Below are 16404 nucleotides of genomic sequence, written 5' to 3' on the forward strand. Positions count from 1 at the left end.
GGGACTCCTCGAAAGCCCCGATCGAAACCCGCACACAAGGTTTCGGTCGGGGTTTTTGCGTGGGCAGCTACACGCGTGCGAGGTTCGGGGTGCGTCGCAGTCTGCCGGTTCCCGGGACGGAAGCCCACACGACCAGTGCAAGTACGCCGTCCACGACAAGCGCAACCACCGCGACCAAGATTGCGCCGACAACAACGCGGTCGTACTTGTACAGCGCGATTCCGTCGAAGATGTACCGTCCGATGCCGCCCAGATTGACGTAGGCGGCAACAGTCGCGGTCGCGATGACTTGCAGTGTGGCGTTTCGGAGCCCACCCAGAATGAGCGGAAGCGCATTGGGAACCTCGACGCGTAGCAGTACTTGCGTCTCGGTCATCCCCATTGCGCGCGCCGCGTCGACGACGTCACGGTCGACACTGGCGATGCCGGCATACGTTCCGGCTAGCAATGGCGGAATGCCGAGGATGACCAGTGCGAGGATCGGGGGCATCACTCCCAGTCCCATGAGCAGGACGAGGAACGTCAGCAAGCCGAGCGTGGGTAGTGAGCGCAGTGCGTTGACAAGACTGACCACCACGATCTGACCGCGTCGTAGATGCCCGATGATCAGGCCGATCGGGACCGCGATCACTGCGGCGAGGGCGACGGCCAGCAGGCTGTACCAGAGGTGCTGCAGGATTCGGGTGCCGATTCCGGTGTCGCCGCTCCAGTTGTCGGGATTGGTCAGGTACTCCCAGGCGCCGGTGAAGATACTCATACCGGCTCACCTTCGGCCGTGACGATCGCAGGGACCTTCGATGCGGACGGAGTTCTGGTCCACGGGGTCAGGAACCTGCCGAGCAGATACAGGATCAAATCGAGGGCCAGTGCAAGGACCACGATGGCGATGATGCCGGCCACGATCTGGTCGGGGTAGTCCCGGTCGTAGCCCTGTTTGAACAGAACTCCCAGACCGCCGATACCGATCAGCGAACCCACCGACACCAGCGAAATGTTGGTCACCGCAATCACTCTGACATTTGCGATCAGAACCGGCAGCGCAAGGGGCAGTTCGACGGTTAACGCCCGGCGCAGTGCGGTGAAGCCGATGGCCGTCGAGGCATCGATGACGTTGGCGGGTACCGAATCCAATGCTTCCGGGACCGCGCGGACGAGCAGTGCGGTGGAGTACACACTGAGCGCGATGATGACATTGAGCGGATCGAGTGTCTTGAGTCCGAAAATCTGCGGGATGGTGACAAACAGTGCCAATGACGGAATGGTGAACGCAATGCTGGCCAAGGTCAACGTGATTCGGCGCAGCCATCGGATATTCCGAATTGCCGTGCCGACGGGAAGGGCAATGACCAAGCCCACCGCCAACGGCACCAGTGCGAGATACAGATGTGTTCGTGTGTAATCCAGAACCGTCGAGAAATTGTCGATGAGCCAGCGCACGCCGCTACACCCCGAATCCTTCGGTGAAGGCGAGTCGATTGCGTTCCTGGTCCTCGCGCCGACGTTGCTCGGCCAATTTGGCCACAACCTCGGAGCCCAGAATGCCGCCGATCACCGCACCTTCGGCATCCACGGCAACACCGATTCCGGACGGTGACGAGATGGCCGCGTCGAGCGCCTGCCGAAGATCGCCGCCCGGGCCGAAGAGAGAGCCGCCGGCTGACGTCGACTGTGCCAGAGTGTGTCCGGCGCGTGTGCCCTCGACACCGGTGACATCGATCCAGCCTAGGGGTGAACCGGACTCGCTGACAACGAGCACCCATTCACCCAATTCGAGTCTCAGGGATGTCAGTTCCAACTCGGTGGCCGTCCGGATGGAGTGCAGCGGCACCTCGTCCGCGCTGCGGAAGGACAGTCCTCGATATCCGCGATCACGTCCGACAAAACCGGCCACGAAATCCGTAGCCGGCGCGGCCAATACGTCGCGCGGCGCGGCTACCTGCTGGAGGCGACCGCCCGGACCGAAGACCGCGATGTGGTCGCCCAGTTTGACTGCTTCGTCGATATCGTGCGTGACAAAGACGATGGTCTTCTTCAGTTCGCTTTGCAGGCGCAGCATTTCGGCTTGCAGGTCCTCACGAACCACCGGATCGACGGCGCTGAAGGGTTCGTCCATCAACAGAATCGGCGGATCGGCAGCCAACGCGCGGGCGACACCCACTCGCTGCTGCTGCCCGCCGGACAACTGCGCCGGGTAGCGCGTCGCCAGTGACGGATCGAGACCCACGCGTTCGAGAACACCCAGTGCGGCTTTACGTGCGGCGCGGCGAGATTCACCCCGCAGCACCGGAACCGTTGCGACGTTGTCGACGACGGTCCGGTGCGGCAACAGCCCGGCATTCTGGATGACGTAGCCGATACCGAGTCGCAAGGTCACCGCGTCGGTCTGCGAGATGTCGCGGCCGTCGACGCGGATTGTGCCCGACGTGGGCGTGATCATCCGGTTGATCATCCGCATCGACGTTGTTTTGCCACACCCGGACGGACCGACGAACACCGTGAACGACTCGGCCTCGATGGTGAGATCGAGTCGATCAACTGCGGTGGTGCCGTCCGGGAACTGCTTGGTGACTCCCTCGAAGGTGATCACGTGGGTTACGAGACCGGCTTGTCGAGGCCCTGCGCCGAGATCCACGCCTTGGCTGCTGCGGCCGGTTCCGTCTTGGCGTCGCCGGACACCGCCACGTTGAGATCGAGCAGTTCCTCGGTGGTCAGCTTTGCCGAGACCGCGTCGAGGACGGCTGCGAGCTTGTCGGACGATGCCGATGCGCGCAGCACCGGCACGACGTTCTGGGCGGGGAAATTGTTCTTCGGGTCTTCGAGGACAACAAAGTTGTTGGCCGGAATCGACGCCGACGTCGTGAAAATGTTTGCGGCGGTGATGTCACCGGATGCGAGTGCCTTGACCGTTGCCGGGCCACCGCCGTCCGCGATCGGGACAAAATTGGAGGCCGAGATGTCGAGTCCGTAGTTTGCCTTCAACCCGGGCAGGCCGACGGGACGCTCCTGGAATTCGGCCGGCGCGCCGAACTTGACCTCGGCGGAATGCGGCGCCAGGTCGGCGATGGTCTTCAGGTTCCACTTGTCGGCCGTTTCCTTGGTGACGACTACGGCATCTTTGTCCTCCGCCGACGCGGGCGTGGTGATGGCCAGTTCGCTACCCAACGCGGCCGGCAGAGCCGCCAGGACGTCCGCGGAACTGGTCGCGGTGGCAGCGGGATCGAGATACTGCAGAAGATTGCCCGTGTAGTCGGGAATGAGGGTGATCGAGCCGTCCTTCAACGCCGGAATGTAGGCCTCGCGGCTACCGATGTTGAACGAAGTGGACACGTCGAAACCGTTGACGCGAAGTGCTTCCGCATAGATGTTGGCAATGATCTCGGACTCGGTGAAGTTTGCCGAACCCACGACGACGGTGTTGGGGTCCGAACTGCTGTCGCTGTTGTCACTGCTGCCACACGCAGTGAGCGCAGCGAGTGAGAGGACAGTTGCCGCTGCTACGAGCAGACGGCTGGAACGAAATCGTGAGGTGCGCATGTGCGTCCTTCCGTGTTTCGGGCGTCGACAACCATTCCCGTCACCCGAGTGTCACTCGAGTAGGACTGGTTACCGCGCATCGCCAGGCAAGTGTAACGATAGGTACCGACAAGGCACGGTATTCGATCAGTGGGAACGGAATGTGAGGGTTCGGTGCTATCTGCACGCGCGAGGTATTCGACAGTTGTTGCAGCAGTGCTGGTCCTGCCCGTTCTGACCGGATGCAGCACCGGCGATTCGGTGATAGGGAACGACGCCGGTGCCCCGACCGAGCAGGTAGTTGTGGCGTCGGGGGAGTCGGTGGAGGGTTCGGTCCTGGCCGAAGTGTACGCAACCGTGTTGGCGTCGTCCGGGGTTCCAAGTCGAGTCGAGGAACTCACCGGGGGACGGTCGGACGCACTTGCTGCGCTCGATGCCGCGCGTGTGACGTTGGTACCAGAGTTCACCGGTTCGCTACTGACTTACTACGAACCGCAGAATCCGGCCCGCACCGCTGACGACGTCTTCGAAGCGTTGAGTCGTTCTCTGCCCGAGGGTCTTTCGGTTGCAGACTATGCAATCGCGGAAGACCGGGCCGTCCTGGCGTTGGGACGCGATTCCGCATCGGGGACTCAGTCGCGCACCCTCGGGGCATTTGCACCCTCGTGCGCCGAGACCGTTGCCGTTGTATCACCACGGTTTATCGAAGATGGTGCACTGGAACAATTAGCGGAAGGCGCTGACTGTACTTTTGCGCGCGTCGAGCAATCGGCAGCCGACATATCGGACACTGTTGCGACCGAACCCACCGCCTTCGGAACTACGACGCTCTCGCCCCTGGCTCAGTCAACCGCTGTCACAGTGCTGGCCGATCCGGATCACATCCTGGCTGCGCAGAACGTTGTTCCACTGTTTCGGACCGGAGCGCTGAGTGATTCAGCAGTGAAGGCGCTCAGTGTTGTTGCGGGTGAACTGTCCACGACAGACCTTGCCGCGATGATCGACCAGGTCCGACGCGGGCAGGCGACGCCGTCAGCGGTGGCGCGATCCTGGTGGGACACCCGTCAATGACTGGCCGCATCGGCTGAATTGTCCGCTGCCCTGGCTCCGTGTGATTCCAGGAATTGCCCCAGATCGGCTACCGCGTCGGCGGCTTCCGAGACCAGCGACGCCTGGGCGTGCGCGACATGCCACAACCGTGCGTATTCGACCAGCGACACGTCGACGCCGGCCGCGGTGAGTTTGTCTGCGAACTCCACGACCTGAGGGTAGAGGACTTCACCCGATCCGATGTGAATCCTTGTGGGCGGCAGTGTTTCGAGGTTTCCATGTATGGGTGCGTAGCCGGGATCCGTGCGGTTGCCGTGTCCGAGGTAGGCGTCGGCGGCATCGAACGACCAGCCGGTGTTGACGACCAGATCGGCTTTCTTCCCGGCGCTGCGATCCCCGGGATCCACCCAGGGTGAGATCAGTGCCAACGCCCCGGGCTGTACGCCGTGACGCTCGATGAGGCGAAGTGCCGTTGCGACCGCCAAACCGCCGCCGGCGCTGTCGCCGGCAATGGCAACCTGCTCGGGTCGGTAGTCGAATTCGGTGATCAGTTGCATGTACGCCGCTGCGGCGTCGTCGAGCGCTGCGGGGTAAGGATTCTCCGGAGCCAGCCGGTAGTCCAACGTGAAGACAGCGCGGGAAGATTCGCGTGCCAGATGTGCTGCCAGGCTGCGGTGTGTGCTCAGCGAGCCCAGCGTGTAGGCGCCGCCGTGCAAGTAGAGCACTGCCAACGGGCGTTCGGTTGCTCCGACTGTGATCCGCTCGGCGGGTCGGCAGGCGAGTTCCAGCGGACGCACAACGGCGCCCGCTGGAATCTGCTGCAGGGGAGCTCCGGCCTCGAGCAGTAAACGCTGAACCCGATACGGCAGTCGCGAGTTGAAGGCCAGACGGAAGTACGGCTTCAACAAGAAGGCGACAACGGATAGCGGAAGGGTGAACGTGCTCACCGGCAGGGCTCCTGACTGTGTGAAAGTGGAAAGCTCAGTGGGACTTGGGCATCACGCGGCCGGCGATGGTGGCCACGACGCGTTGGTATCCCGAACCGACCAGGCGGACCCAGGCGTCGAGTGCGATGGCGTCCATGCCGATGAGGACGCGTGGCTTGCCCTTGCGAACCCCGTTCACGATGGTCTTGGCTGCATCCTCAGGAGTGGTGCGCGCCAACTTGCGATCGAAGAACTCGGAGAACGACGCGAGGTCCTCGCCCGGTCCGGCAGTAGCATTGCGCGCGATGGCCGTCTTGATTCCGCCGGGGTGCACGCAGGTCACCTTCACCGGGCTCTTGGCGATCAGCATCTCCTGGCGCAGTGACTCGGTGAAGCCGCGAACTGCGAACTTTGCCGAGTTGTATGCACTCTGACCGGGCATCGACAGCAAGCCGAACAGGCTCGAGATGTTGATGATGTGGCCGTCGCCGGATGCGATGACATGTGGCAGGAATGCTTTGGTGCCGTTGACAACTCCCCAGAAATCGACATCCATGACGCGTTCGAAGTCCTTGAATTCGGACTTCTCGAAAGTGCCGTGGTACGCGATACCCGCATTGTTGTAGATCTGGTTGATCTTGCCGAAGTGGGTGGCAACTGCGTCGGCGTACTCGAGAACCGCTTCGCGCTGGGTGACGTCGAGGTGGTCCGACTTCACCTGGGCACCAAGAGCTTCCACGAGGCGGGTGGTCTCGGTGAGGCCGACGGTGTCGACGTCGGAGATCGCCAACTTCACACCCTGCCCGGCCAGGTTCAGTGCGAGTGCGCGGCCGATACCCGATCCCGCTCCGGTGATGACAACAACCTTGCCAACAAAATCACTCATTGTGCTACTGCTTTCTCGTCGTCGAGGTCGATCTGTGATGTGGTTCCGGTGCCGACGGCGCCGAGATCGGACGTGGCGACGCTACGGTACGCCGCGAGGTCGAAATGCTTGGTGGCATTGCGGAACTGGAAGGTGAAACCGGGCCACAGGGTGGTGTTGTTTCCGTGCTTGTCCATGTACCAGCTGGCGCAACCGCCGTTGTTCCAGACGCTCTTGGACATCGCTGCCTGCAGGTCCTTGTTGTACTTTTCCTGCTTGTCGCTGCGAACCTCGATGGTGCCGATGTCGTACTTGTCGATGGTGGCGATCGCGTCGACGAGGTAGTTGAGCTGCGATTCGATCATGAACACCATGGACGAGTGGCCGAGACCGGTGTTGGGGCCGACGAGGAAGAACATGTTGGGGAAGTTGGCAACGGCTGCGCCCTTGTATCCCTGCATGCCGGTGTCCTCGAAGACCTCGGCGAGCGAGCGTCCGTCCTTGCCGAAGATTCCCGCAAAGGTGGGGGAGTCGGTGACGTGGAAACCGGTGGCCACGACGATGGCGTCGATCTCACGCGTGGTTCCCGTCTTCGACACGATGCCGGTGGCGGTAACTTCCTCGATTCCTTCTGTCACCAGGTCGACGTTGTCCTGGGCAAGGGTGGGGAAGTAGTTGTTGGAGATCAGCATGCGCTTGCAGCCGATCTGGAAGTTGGGGGTGACCTTCTTGCGAAGGGCCTTGTCCTTGATCTGGGCCTTGAGATGACGCTCGGCGGCAAACTGCAGGGGCTTCATGAAGATCGGCGCCTTTGCCAGGCCGACAACCTGGGTCTCGCGCATCCAGTAGATGCCGGTGCGGCACAGCTTCTGGAAACCGGGGAGGTACTGGAACGCGAGGTGCTCGATCTTGGTGTACTCGCGATCTGCGCGGGGCAGAATCCACGGCGCGGTGCGCTGGTACACGTCGAGCTGTGACACCTTCTTGCCGATGGCCGGGACGATCTGGATGGCCGACGCTCCGGTGCCGATAACGGCGACGCGCTTGCCGGTCAGGTCGGCGTCGTGGTTCCAGCGTGAGGAGTGGAAGATCTCGCCCTTGAAGCCGTCGATGCCCTTGATGTCGGGGAGGGCGGGCTCGCACAGAGCGCCTACAGCCGACACGACGATCTTGGCGACAAACTCGCCCTTGGTGGTGGAGACCTTCCAGTGTGCGCGATCGTTGTCCCAGTGCGCGGAGAGAACGTCGCAGCCGAAGATGTGCTTGTCCAGTACCTTGTGACGGTTTGCGACGGACTGGATGTACTTGTAGATCTCGGGCTGAGTGGAGAAGGAACGCGTCCACTCGGGGTTGAGTGCAAACGAGTACGAGTACAAATGCGACGGCACGTCGCACGCAGCGCCCGGGTAGCTGTTGTCACGCCAGGTTCCGCCGACGTCGTTGCCTCGCTCGACAACTACGTAGTCGGTGATCCCGGCCTGCGCCAGTTTGATGGCAGCGCCGAGACCGGCAAAACCGCTGCCGATGATCAGCGTGTTCACGTAGCGCGTATCCGCGGCAGATGCTGAAGTATCTGTAACTGGGAGACTCATGTATGGAACGATATGCCGTTGTTGACGAACGGTCAATAGCTTATTGACGTTTATTCAGTAGTCTGTCGATTATGGACGGAGCCAAGCGCACGCGACTGAGTCCGGACGAACGCCGAGCGCAACTGATCGACCTCGGCGCTCGCATGCTCGCCGAACGGCCACTTGAACAGATATCGGTCGAAGACATTGCCGATCAAGCAGGTGTCTCCCGAGGCTTGCTGTTCCACTACTTCGCGTCCAAAAGCGAGTTCCACCTGGCGATAGTCCGGCACACCAGCCAACAGATGCTCGCCCGAACCGAGCCCATCGAAACCGATGATCCGATCGCGACATTACGGTCGGTTCTGGCATCGTACGTCGATTACGTCACTGAAAATCGCACTACGTATGTCTCGTTGTTGCGGGGAACCGCCAGCGGAGATCCGCACATGCGAGAAGTGTTCGAACAGACCCGCGACGTCATGGCGGCGCGAACTCTCGATCAGCTACCCACCATCGGGTTGCCGAGGACCCCGCAGGTCGAGCTGGCAGTACGAGGCTGGATCGCGTTTGTCGAGGAAGCAACCATCAGCTGGCTCCGATCCCCGGCAATCAGCCGCGAAGAACTCATCGAGCTCACGGTGAACGCTCTGCCTGCTCTTGCGTCCGCTGCCGCAGGGCTGACCGTCACGCCGGAACTGCTGCGATAGCACCGGCGAACAGAGAAAAGGCCGGGCCTCACACTCCGTACGGAATGTGAGGCCCGGCCCCTACTTCAAGAAATCAGTTGGTCGGCAGGAATGCCTCGTCGAGGATCTCCTGCTGCTCGACGGCGTGAACCTTGCTCGAACCCGAGGAAGGTGCAGACATCGAACGACGCGAGATGCGACGGATACCGCTCAACGTGCCGGGCAGGAGTTCCGGCAGAGCCAGGCCGAGGAACGGCCATGCGCCCTGGTTGGCCGGCTCTTCCTGAACCCAGCGGTACTCGGTTGCATTCGGGTACCGGTCCAAGGTTTCCTGCAGGCGACGCTTCGGCACCGGGTACAGCTGCTCGACGCGCACGATGGCGACGTCGTTGCGGTTGTCCTTGTGCTTCTTCGCCAGGAGCTCCCAGTACAGCTTGCCGCTGACCAGCAGAACGCGCTTGACCTGATCGCGCGACTCTTCGCCGCTCTCGATGTTCGGCTCTTCGAAGACAGACCGGAACTTGCCGGTGGTGAAGTCTTCGACGTTGCTGACCGCAGCCTTGTTACGCAGCATCGACTTGGGCGTGAAGACCACCAGCGGGCGGCGGATGCCGTCGAGGTGATGGCGACGCAGCAAGTGGAAGTAGCTTGCCGGGGTGGACGGAACGGCAACCGTCATCGAACCCTCGGCGCACAGCTGGAGGAAACGCTCGATGCGGCCGGACGTGTGGTCCGGGCCCTGGCCTTCGTGGCCGTGCGGCAGAAGCAGCACGACGTCGGAGAGCTGACCCCACTTGGCTTCGCCCGAGCTGATGAACTCGTCGATGATGGTCTGCGCGCCGTTGACGAAGTCACCGAACTGCGCTTCCCACAGCACAAGAGCGTCCGGGTTGCCCACGGAGTAGCCGTATTCGAAGCCCAGACCCGCGTACTCGGTGAGTGCGGAGTCGTAGACCATGAACTTGCCACCGTTGCCGGCGTTGGCAGCGATCTCGGCGATCGGGCTGTACTCGTTGCCGGTCTTCCGGTCGATCAGCACAGAGTGACGCTGCGTGAACGTTCCACGCTTGGAGTCCTGACCCGCAAGGCGAATCAGTGCACCCTGCTCGGCCAGTGAACCGAACGCGAGCAACTCGGCGAACGCCCAGTCGACGTGACCCTCGCGGGCCATTTCGCGTCGCTTCTCCGCGACAGGCTTGACACGCGGGTGGGTGGTGAAGCCCTCCGGAACGTTGACAAACGCGTCGCCGATGCGCTCGAGAACGTCGGGAGCAACAGCCGTCGTGAGGCGAGCCGGGGGAGTCTGGTCGAGTTCGACGGACTCCGACGGTTCGGGCTGGAACTTCTCGAGCTCACGGACCTCGTTGAAGACCCGTTCGAGCTGGCCCTGGTAGTCGCGAAGTGCGTCTTCGGCTTCCTTGAGCGAGATGTCACCGCGACCGATGAGGGACTCGGTGTAGCTCTTACGAACGCTGCGCTTGGTGTCGATGACGTCGTACATCGCCGGCTGGGTCATCGACGGGTCGTCGCCCTCGTTGTGACCGCGGCGGCGGTAGCAGATGAGGTCGATGACAACGTCCTTGCCGAACTTCTCACGGAAGTCGACAGCCAGCTGAGCAACCCAGACACATGCCTCGGGGTCGTCGCCGTTGACGTGGAATACCGGTGCGGCGATCATCTTCGCGACGTCCGTGCAGTACTCGGACGAGCGTGAGTGCTCCGGTGCGGTGGTGAAACCGACCTGGTTGTTCACGACGATGTGCACGGTGCCGCCGGTGCGGTATCCGCGCAGCAGCGAGAGGTTCAACGTTTCCGCGACAACACCCTGACCGGCAAATGCCGCGTCACCGTGAAGCATGAGCGGGAGAACGGTGAAGCCCTCTTCGCCCTTGTCGAGGATGTCCTGCTTGGCGCGAACCAGGCCTTCGAGAACCGGGTCGACGGCCTCGAGGTGCGACGGGTTGGCCGTCAGGGACACGGCGATGTCGTTGTCACCGAACATCTGGATGTAGGTGCCCGAAGCGCCGAGGTGGTACTTCACGTCGCCGGAGCCGTGAGCGGCGGCCGGGTTCATGTTGCCCTCGAACTCGGTGAAGATCTTCGAGTACGGCTTGCCGACGATGTTGGCCAGCACGTTGAGGCGACCGCGGTGCGGCATGCCGATGACAACCTCGTCGAGCTGATGCTCGGCAGCCTGGTCGATGACGGCGTCCATCATCGGAATGACGGTCTCGGCACCCTCGAGCGAGAAGCGCTTCTGACCGACGTACTTGGTCTGCAGGAAGGTCTCGAAAGCCTCGGCAGCGTTGAGCTTGCTCAGGATGTACTTCTGCTGAGCAACCGTCGGCTTGGCGTGATGCCCTTCGACGCGATCCTGGATCCACTGACGCTGATCCGTCTCGAGGATGTGCGTGTACTCGACACCGACGTGGCGGCAGTACGCGTCGCGAAGCACGCTGAGCACGTCGCGCAGCTTCATCTTCTCTTTGCCGTGGAAGCCGCCGACCTTGAACTCGCGGTCCAGATCCCACAGCGTCAAGCCGTGGCTGATGACGTCGAGGTCGGGGTGGCTGTGGAACTTGTCCTTGACGAACTGCAAGGGGTCCGTATCGGCCATGAGGTGGCCGCGGTCACGGTAGGCCGCGATCAGTTCGAGAACGCGGGTGTTCTTGTCGACCGCGCCTTCCGGCACGTCCTTGCGCCAGCGAACCGGCTCGTACGGGTTGCCGAGTGCGTGGAAGATCTCGTCGTAGAACTCGTCGCTGATCAGCAGGTTGTGGATCGTGCGAAGGAAATCGCCCGATTCGGCACCCTGGATGATGCGGTGGTCGTACGTCGACGTGAGCGTCATCAGCTTGCCGACGCCCATCTCGGCCAGCTTCTCGTCGCTTGCGCCCTGGAACTCGGCGGGGTACTCCATCGCGCCGGCACCGATGATGGCACCCTGGCCCTTCATCAGGCGGGGGACGGAGTGAACCGTGCCGATGCCGCCCGGGTTGGTCAGCGAGATGGTGACGCCGGTGAAGTCTTCGCCGGTGAGCTTGCCTTCACGGGCGCGGCGGACGATGTCCTCGTACGCGGCGTGGAACTGGACGAAGTTCATCGCCTCGGTGTTCCGGATAGCGGCGACGACCAGTGAGCGGTTGCCGTCCTTACCGGGAAGATCGATCGCCAGTCCGAGATTGGTGTGCTCGGGGGTGACCGCATGCGGCTTGCCGTTGATCTCGGCGAAGTGGCGGTTCATGTTGGGGAACGCGTTGACGGCCTGGATGATCGCGTAGCCCAGCAGGTGGGTGAACGAGATCTTGCCGCCGCGAGTGCGCGCGAGGTGGTTGTTGATGACGATGCGGTTGTCGAACATCAGCTTCGCGGGGATCGCGCGAACGCTGGTAGCGGTCGGGATCTCGAGCGAGGCCGACATGTTCTTGACTACTGCGGCTGCCGCGCCGCGAAGAACCTTCGTCTCTTCCGCGCCGCCGGCCGGAGCCGGCTTCGCGGGAGCGGCCTTGGCGGCCGGGGCGGGCTTGGCCGCAGGCGCTGCGGCGGGCTTGGCCGCGGGCGCTGCGGCGGGCTTGGCCGCGGGCGCAGCGGCCTTCGGTGGAGCCGGGGGTGCGGGCGGAGCGGCCTTAGGAGCAGCAGGCGGAGTGCGCACAGCGGCGGGGGCGGCTGCGTTGCCGTTCGTGGCAGTTCCGTTTCCACCCCCCGTGTTCGCCGACTCCGGCGAGTAATCGGTCAAGAATTCGTGCCAACTCGGATCCACGGACGACGGATCGTCCTGGAAGCGTTGGTACATCTCGTCAACCAGCCACTGGTTCTGTCCGAATTGGGATGTAGAACTGCTGCTCACGGCAGGTGTTCGCCTCGTTTCTATTTCGGTACCCGATCAGAGCGCCTATATACATGAGATTAGCCCGAGCGTGTGACCAGCAATTGTGCGGCACACAATTTGTGATCTGTCTCACGGCGGCGCGTAATCTTTCGACTTCGCGACGCCACTCGGCGGTACAAATCTGTCACTACTGCCGTGCGACGGGGTTACCTTCGACGACAGTTCTCGCTGACAGATTATTCCCTTCGCGCGCCCGAGATGCATCCCAGAGTCTCGAGTAGTGACCATTGGCATACCGCAGGAGCGCGTGCGGGCCGTATTCAACGATACGTCCCCGGTCAACTACGACAATCAGGTCGGCACGTGCGGCCGTCGCGAGGCGGTGTGCAACAACGATCGAGGTCCTTTTCCGGGTGACCGACCGACTTGCTTCGAGGACCATTTTCTCGGTCGCGGGATCAAGCGTCGCGGTCGCTTCGTCGAGCAGCAGGAGGTCCGGGTCGACCAACTCGGCGCGCGCGAGTGCGATGAGCTGTCGCTGTCCGGCCGACAGTCCTTGCCCGCGTTCCCCGACCGGATGATTCATGCCGCCGCGCATGTCGGCGATCGCGCGCAGTGCACCGACGGCGCGTGCGGCCTGCTCGATGTCGACATTCGACGCGTCAGGTCTACCGAAGGCGATGTTCTCCGCGACGCTGCCGGTGAACAGATGCGCTTCCTGCGGTACGACGCCCAACCTGTGGCGGTACTGCGTCAGGTGAAAATCACGGATGTCGGTGCCGTCGACCTGCACTGATCCGCTGGTCGGATCGTAGAATCTGGCCAGTAGTTTGACCACTGTCGACTTCCCGGCGCCCGTCCGTCCGACCAGCGCCACGGTTGTTCCGGCCGGGATGTGTAAGTCGATATCGGTGAGGGCGTCGACCTCGGCGCCGGAATATCGAAAGCCGACATCCCGCAGATGAACGTCGCCGTCCAGGTGTCCGTCGAGGGAGATCAGGTCCGCGGAGTCGGCTGTTTCGATGGAACTGGGCGTCCGGAGAAGATCCCCGATCCGCTTGAGCCCCACGTTTGCCTGTTGGTAACCGTCGAACACCTGTGAGAGTTGCTGAATCGGTCCGAACAACAGGCCCAGGTACAGAACAAAGGCGATCAGAACACCCGCGGACGTCGAGCCGTCGGACACCTGACGGGCTCCGACGAAGACCACACCCGCAAGCGCGAGATCGGAGAGAAACGCGATGAACGGGAAGTACAGCGAAATTGCCCGCTGTGAACGCATCCGTGACCGGCGGTAGCTTTCGGCGCGCTCGGCAAATCGGCGTGCGGCGCCCTCTTCCCGGCGGTAGGCCTGCGCTGCCCGCAACCCGGTGATGTTCTCCTGGAAATCCGCGTTGACCATGGAGATCCGCTCGCGGGACTGGCTGTACGCCACTGCGGAGAACTTTCGGAAGATCAGGGTCGAGATGATGAGCGGCGGAATGACGGCGAGCGCCACCAACGCCAGGGTCACATCGGTGACGAGGAGGGCGATCGCGATGCCGCCTATCGTCAGGACACTCACGATTGCGGTCGACATTCCGGTCTGGATGAACGACGACAGTGCGTCGACGTCCGTGGTCATCCGGGTCATGATCCGCCCGGACAGTTCGCGCTCGTAGTAGTCGAGACCAAGCCTCTGCAGGTGTGCGTAGCTGCGGATACGTAGCCCGAACAGGACCCGCTCGCCCGCTCGGGCGGTGAGGACCGTCATCACAGCGACTATCGCCCAGCCCGCCACCACCAGCAGCGCGCCCAGTATCGCCGCGACGGTGAGAGTCCCTGAGTTCTTGTCGACAACCCCGTGGTCGATCGCGTACCGAACCAGTGACGGGAAGGCAATCGTCGCAGCGGAATCAAGAGTCAGGCACACGACGACTGCCACCAGAATCCAGCGAACCGGGCGGAGTATCCGAAGCAGTGAGAACTGCGGATCTGACTCGCGAAGGTGCGCAGTGTCGGTGGTCGGAGCCTCGCGCAGCGGAGGCAACGCGTCGAGCGCAGCCTCCAACGACGGTGTGATGGCCAGAGCACCGGCCGCACCTGCCGAATCGGCAGGGGATACCGCCGGCCACAGTTGCTCGGCAGTGGGTTCGGAGTGGTCTGGATCGAATGGTTCGATGTCGGTAAGTGCAGGGTCGGTGGCTGCCGGCTCATCGCTCGAGGTGGCGAAAAGGGCCCGAAACAGTGGGCACCGCGCTTCCAACTCGTCGACCGTCCCGGAGTCGATGATCCGCCCCTGGTCGAGGACGGCAATTCGATCAGCCAGGGTCAGGGTCGATCGGCGGTGCGCAAGGATGAGAGTTGTCTGCCTGCGCCTGGCCCGGAACGCGTCGAAGATCGCCGCTTCGGTGGCAGCATCGACGGCCGAGGTGGCGTCGTCGAGGATGAGGATTCGAGGGTTCACGAGTAGGGCGCGCGCGAGCGCGATGCGCTGACGTTGCCCGCCTGAGAGCGTCAGACCGCGTTCACCGACAACGGTGTCGTAACCGTCCGGAAGCGCCTCGATGAACTCGTCGGCGTGGGCCATTGCGGCCGCTGCGCGGATGTCGTCGGCGGACGCGTCCGCGCGGCCTAGGGCGATGTTGGCGGCGACGGTGTCGGAGAACAGGAACGGCTCGTCGAAGGCCAGGCCGATTGCAGCGCGGAGTTGCTCGCTGCGAAGTTCGCTGATCGGCAGCGACGCGTCGGCGCTGTCGAGACTGATGGTCCCGGACTCGGGCGCGTAGAAGCGGGGGAGCAGCAGCGACAGTGCTGTTTTTCCCGAACCGGCTGGTCCGACGACGGCGACGGTCTCGCCTGGTTTGATCTGCAGGTCGAGACCGGACAAGACACGGCGGTCGGAATCGAAGCCGAAAGTGACGTCGTCGAACGTGACCCCGAGCGGTCCGTCGGGGAGATCGAGCGGATGGTCGGGTTCGGCGATGTCGGGCCCCGCGCCGATTACGTCGTAGACGCGTTCGACGGCGGCGCGGGCGAGTTGTGCCATCACCACGACGGAGGACAGCGTGCGCGTGACCGCGGTCATCGTCACGATGTAGGTCGCGAACGCGAGGAAAGTACCGATGGTGATCTGGCCGTGGAGTGCAAGATAACCACCGACAGCGATCACTGCCACCTGTCCCAGTTGGGGTAGTGCGGCCATCGTCGGCGTGAAACGGGAGTTGATCCGGGCCACGCGCATCCGTTCGCCATAGAGCGTTCGGCCGTGTTTCTCGAGTTGATCGATTGCTCGTTCTTCTTGCCCGAATCCCTTCACCACCCGAACCCCGGTGACGGTTTCCTCGACGTGCTGGGCGAGGTCGGCGGCGCGCTGCTGCGCCGACCAGGTGGCGGCGTAGAGGGTCGGTCGCATCAGGAAGACCACAAGCCCGACAGCGGGGATGATCGCCAGCGCGATGAGGGTGAGCAGGGGCGAGAGCCACGTCATGATGCCGATGGCCAGCACAAATTGCAGCAGGGCGCCGGCGGACATCGGGACCATCGCGAGCAGACCCTGCACGAGTTGCAGATCGGAGATCGAGCGCGAGACGACCTGCCCGGTGCGGATGTCGTCCTGCCCGCGGCCGTCGAGTCGCTGCAAGGAACCGAGCAACGCGAGTCGCAAGTCGTGCTGGACGTCGAGTGAGAGACGACCGGCCAGCATTCGTCGGCCGTACTGACAGGCGAAGCGCACGATCGCCAAGCCGGCGATAGCGAGTGCGGTGAGTGTGATGACGGTGCCGGCGTTCTGCTCGCCGGCCGCATCGAGGGCATAGCGGGTGAGCAGCGGGAAGGAAATGTCGATGGTTGCGGCGACCACCGTCACGGTGAGCGCGCCGATTGCCAGCCGGCGGTGCAGCCAGCAGGCATGGACCAGTCGGCGTATCCACCCCGGGTTGTCAGCGATCGTGTTCATCTCGATCCACGGTAGACCCGGGGG

Annotated in this window: 11 protein-coding genes; 2 read left to right on the forward strand and 9 right to left on the reverse strand. The window is 63.1% G+C overall.

Annotated features, from left to right (window positions below; genetic code table 11):
- Window positions 1-67: 67 nt before the first annotated feature.
- From RG2_RS29915 to RG2_RS29930, 4 genes are read right to left on the reverse strand one after another with little or no spacing between them, the layout of a single operon-like run.
- Entirely contained in the window at window positions 68-757 is a 690-nt protein-coding gene (locus tag RG2_RS29915) for an ABC transporter permease (RefSeq protein WP_033236695.1), read from the reverse strand.
- The gene (locus RG2_RS29920) at window positions 754-1437 is read right to left on the reverse strand and encodes an ABC transporter permease (protein WP_033236696.1); all 684 of its coding nucleotides are present in this window, start codon (window positions 1435-1437) and stop codon (window positions 754-756) included. The genes RG2_RS29915 and RG2_RS29920 overlap by 4 nt, the downstream gene beginning before the upstream one ends.
- Window positions 1438-1441: 4 nt before the next feature.
- Complete coding sequence (locus RG2_RS29925; RefSeq protein WP_033236697.1) at window positions 1442-2587, reverse strand: ABC transporter ATP-binding protein; 1146 nt, start codon at window positions 2585-2587, stop codon at window positions 1442-1444.
- 5 nt (window positions 2588-2592) lie between these two features.
- Entirely contained in the window at window positions 2593-3534 is a 942-nt protein-coding gene (locus tag RG2_RS29930; protein ID WP_033236698.1) for an ABC transporter substrate-binding protein, read from the reverse strand.
- Window positions 3535-3687: 153 nt separating this feature from the next.
- On the opposite strand from RG2_RS29930, the gene RG2_RS29935 reads away from it, so the two are divergent.
- Complete coding sequence (locus RG2_RS29935) at window positions 3688-4584, forward strand: glycine betaine ABC transporter substrate-binding protein (RefSeq protein WP_033236743.1); 897 nt, start codon at window positions 3688-3690, stop codon at window positions 4582-4584.
- Here RG2_RS29935 and RG2_RS29940 read toward each other — a convergent pair.
- The 3 genes from RG2_RS29940 to RG2_RS29950 are packed head-to-tail and all read right to left on the reverse strand — an operon-like array spanning window position 4578 to window position 7946.
- A complete protein-coding gene (locus tag RG2_RS29940; protein WP_033236699.1) occupies window positions 4578-5510 on the reverse strand; it encodes an alpha/beta hydrolase in 933 nt (310 codons plus the stop codon). The genes RG2_RS29935 and RG2_RS29940 overlap by 7 nt on opposite strands.
- A gap of 34 nt (window positions 5511-5544) precedes the next feature.
- The gene (locus RG2_RS29945; protein WP_033236700.1) at window positions 5545-6375 is read right to left on the reverse strand and encodes an SDR family NAD(P)-dependent oxidoreductase; all 831 of its coding nucleotides are present in this window, start codon (window positions 6373-6375) and stop codon (window positions 5545-5547) included.
- Entirely contained in the window at window positions 6372-7946 is a 1575-nt protein-coding gene (locus tag RG2_RS29950; protein WP_033236701.1) for a flavin-containing monooxygenase, read from the reverse strand. Before RG2_RS29950 ends, RG2_RS29945 begins: the two co-directional genes overlap by 4 nt.
- A gap of 71 nt (window positions 7947-8017) precedes the next feature.
- Here RG2_RS29950 and RG2_RS29955 point away from each other — a divergent pair, with 71 nt between their 5' ends.
- Window positions 8018-8635 (forward strand): TetR/AcrR family transcriptional regulator, encoded by a 618-nt coding sequence (locus RG2_RS29955; protein WP_033236702.1) that lies wholly within the window; start codon window positions 8018-8020, stop codon window positions 8633-8635.
- Between the two features lie 73 nt (window positions 8636-8708).
- Here RG2_RS29955 and RG2_RS29960 read toward each other — a convergent pair whose 3' ends face one another.
- Window positions 8709-12461, reverse strand: a complete 3753-nt coding sequence (locus tag RG2_RS29960; protein ID WP_033236703.1) for a multifunctional oxoglutarate decarboxylase/oxoglutarate dehydrogenase thiamine pyrophosphate-binding subunit/dihydrolipoyllysine-residue succinyltransferase subunit — start codon at window positions 12459-12461, stop codon at window positions 8709-8711.
- Between the two features lie 169 nt (window positions 12462-12630).
- Window positions 12631-16380 carry an ABC transporter ATP-binding protein gene (locus tag RG2_RS29965; protein ID WP_033236704.1) on the reverse strand — a complete coding sequence of 1250 codons (3750 nt, stop codon included), beginning with the start codon at window positions 16378-16380 and terminating at the stop codon, window positions 12631-12633.
- Window positions 16381-16404 lie beyond the last annotated feature (24 nt).

Origin of the sequence: Rhodococcus globerulus NBRC 14531 (genome assembly GCF_001894805.1) — a bacterium.
In the GTDB taxonomy this organism is placed as follows: domain Bacteria; phylum Actinomycetota; class Actinomycetes; order Mycobacteriales; family Mycobacteriaceae; genus Rhodococcus_F; species Rhodococcus_F globerula.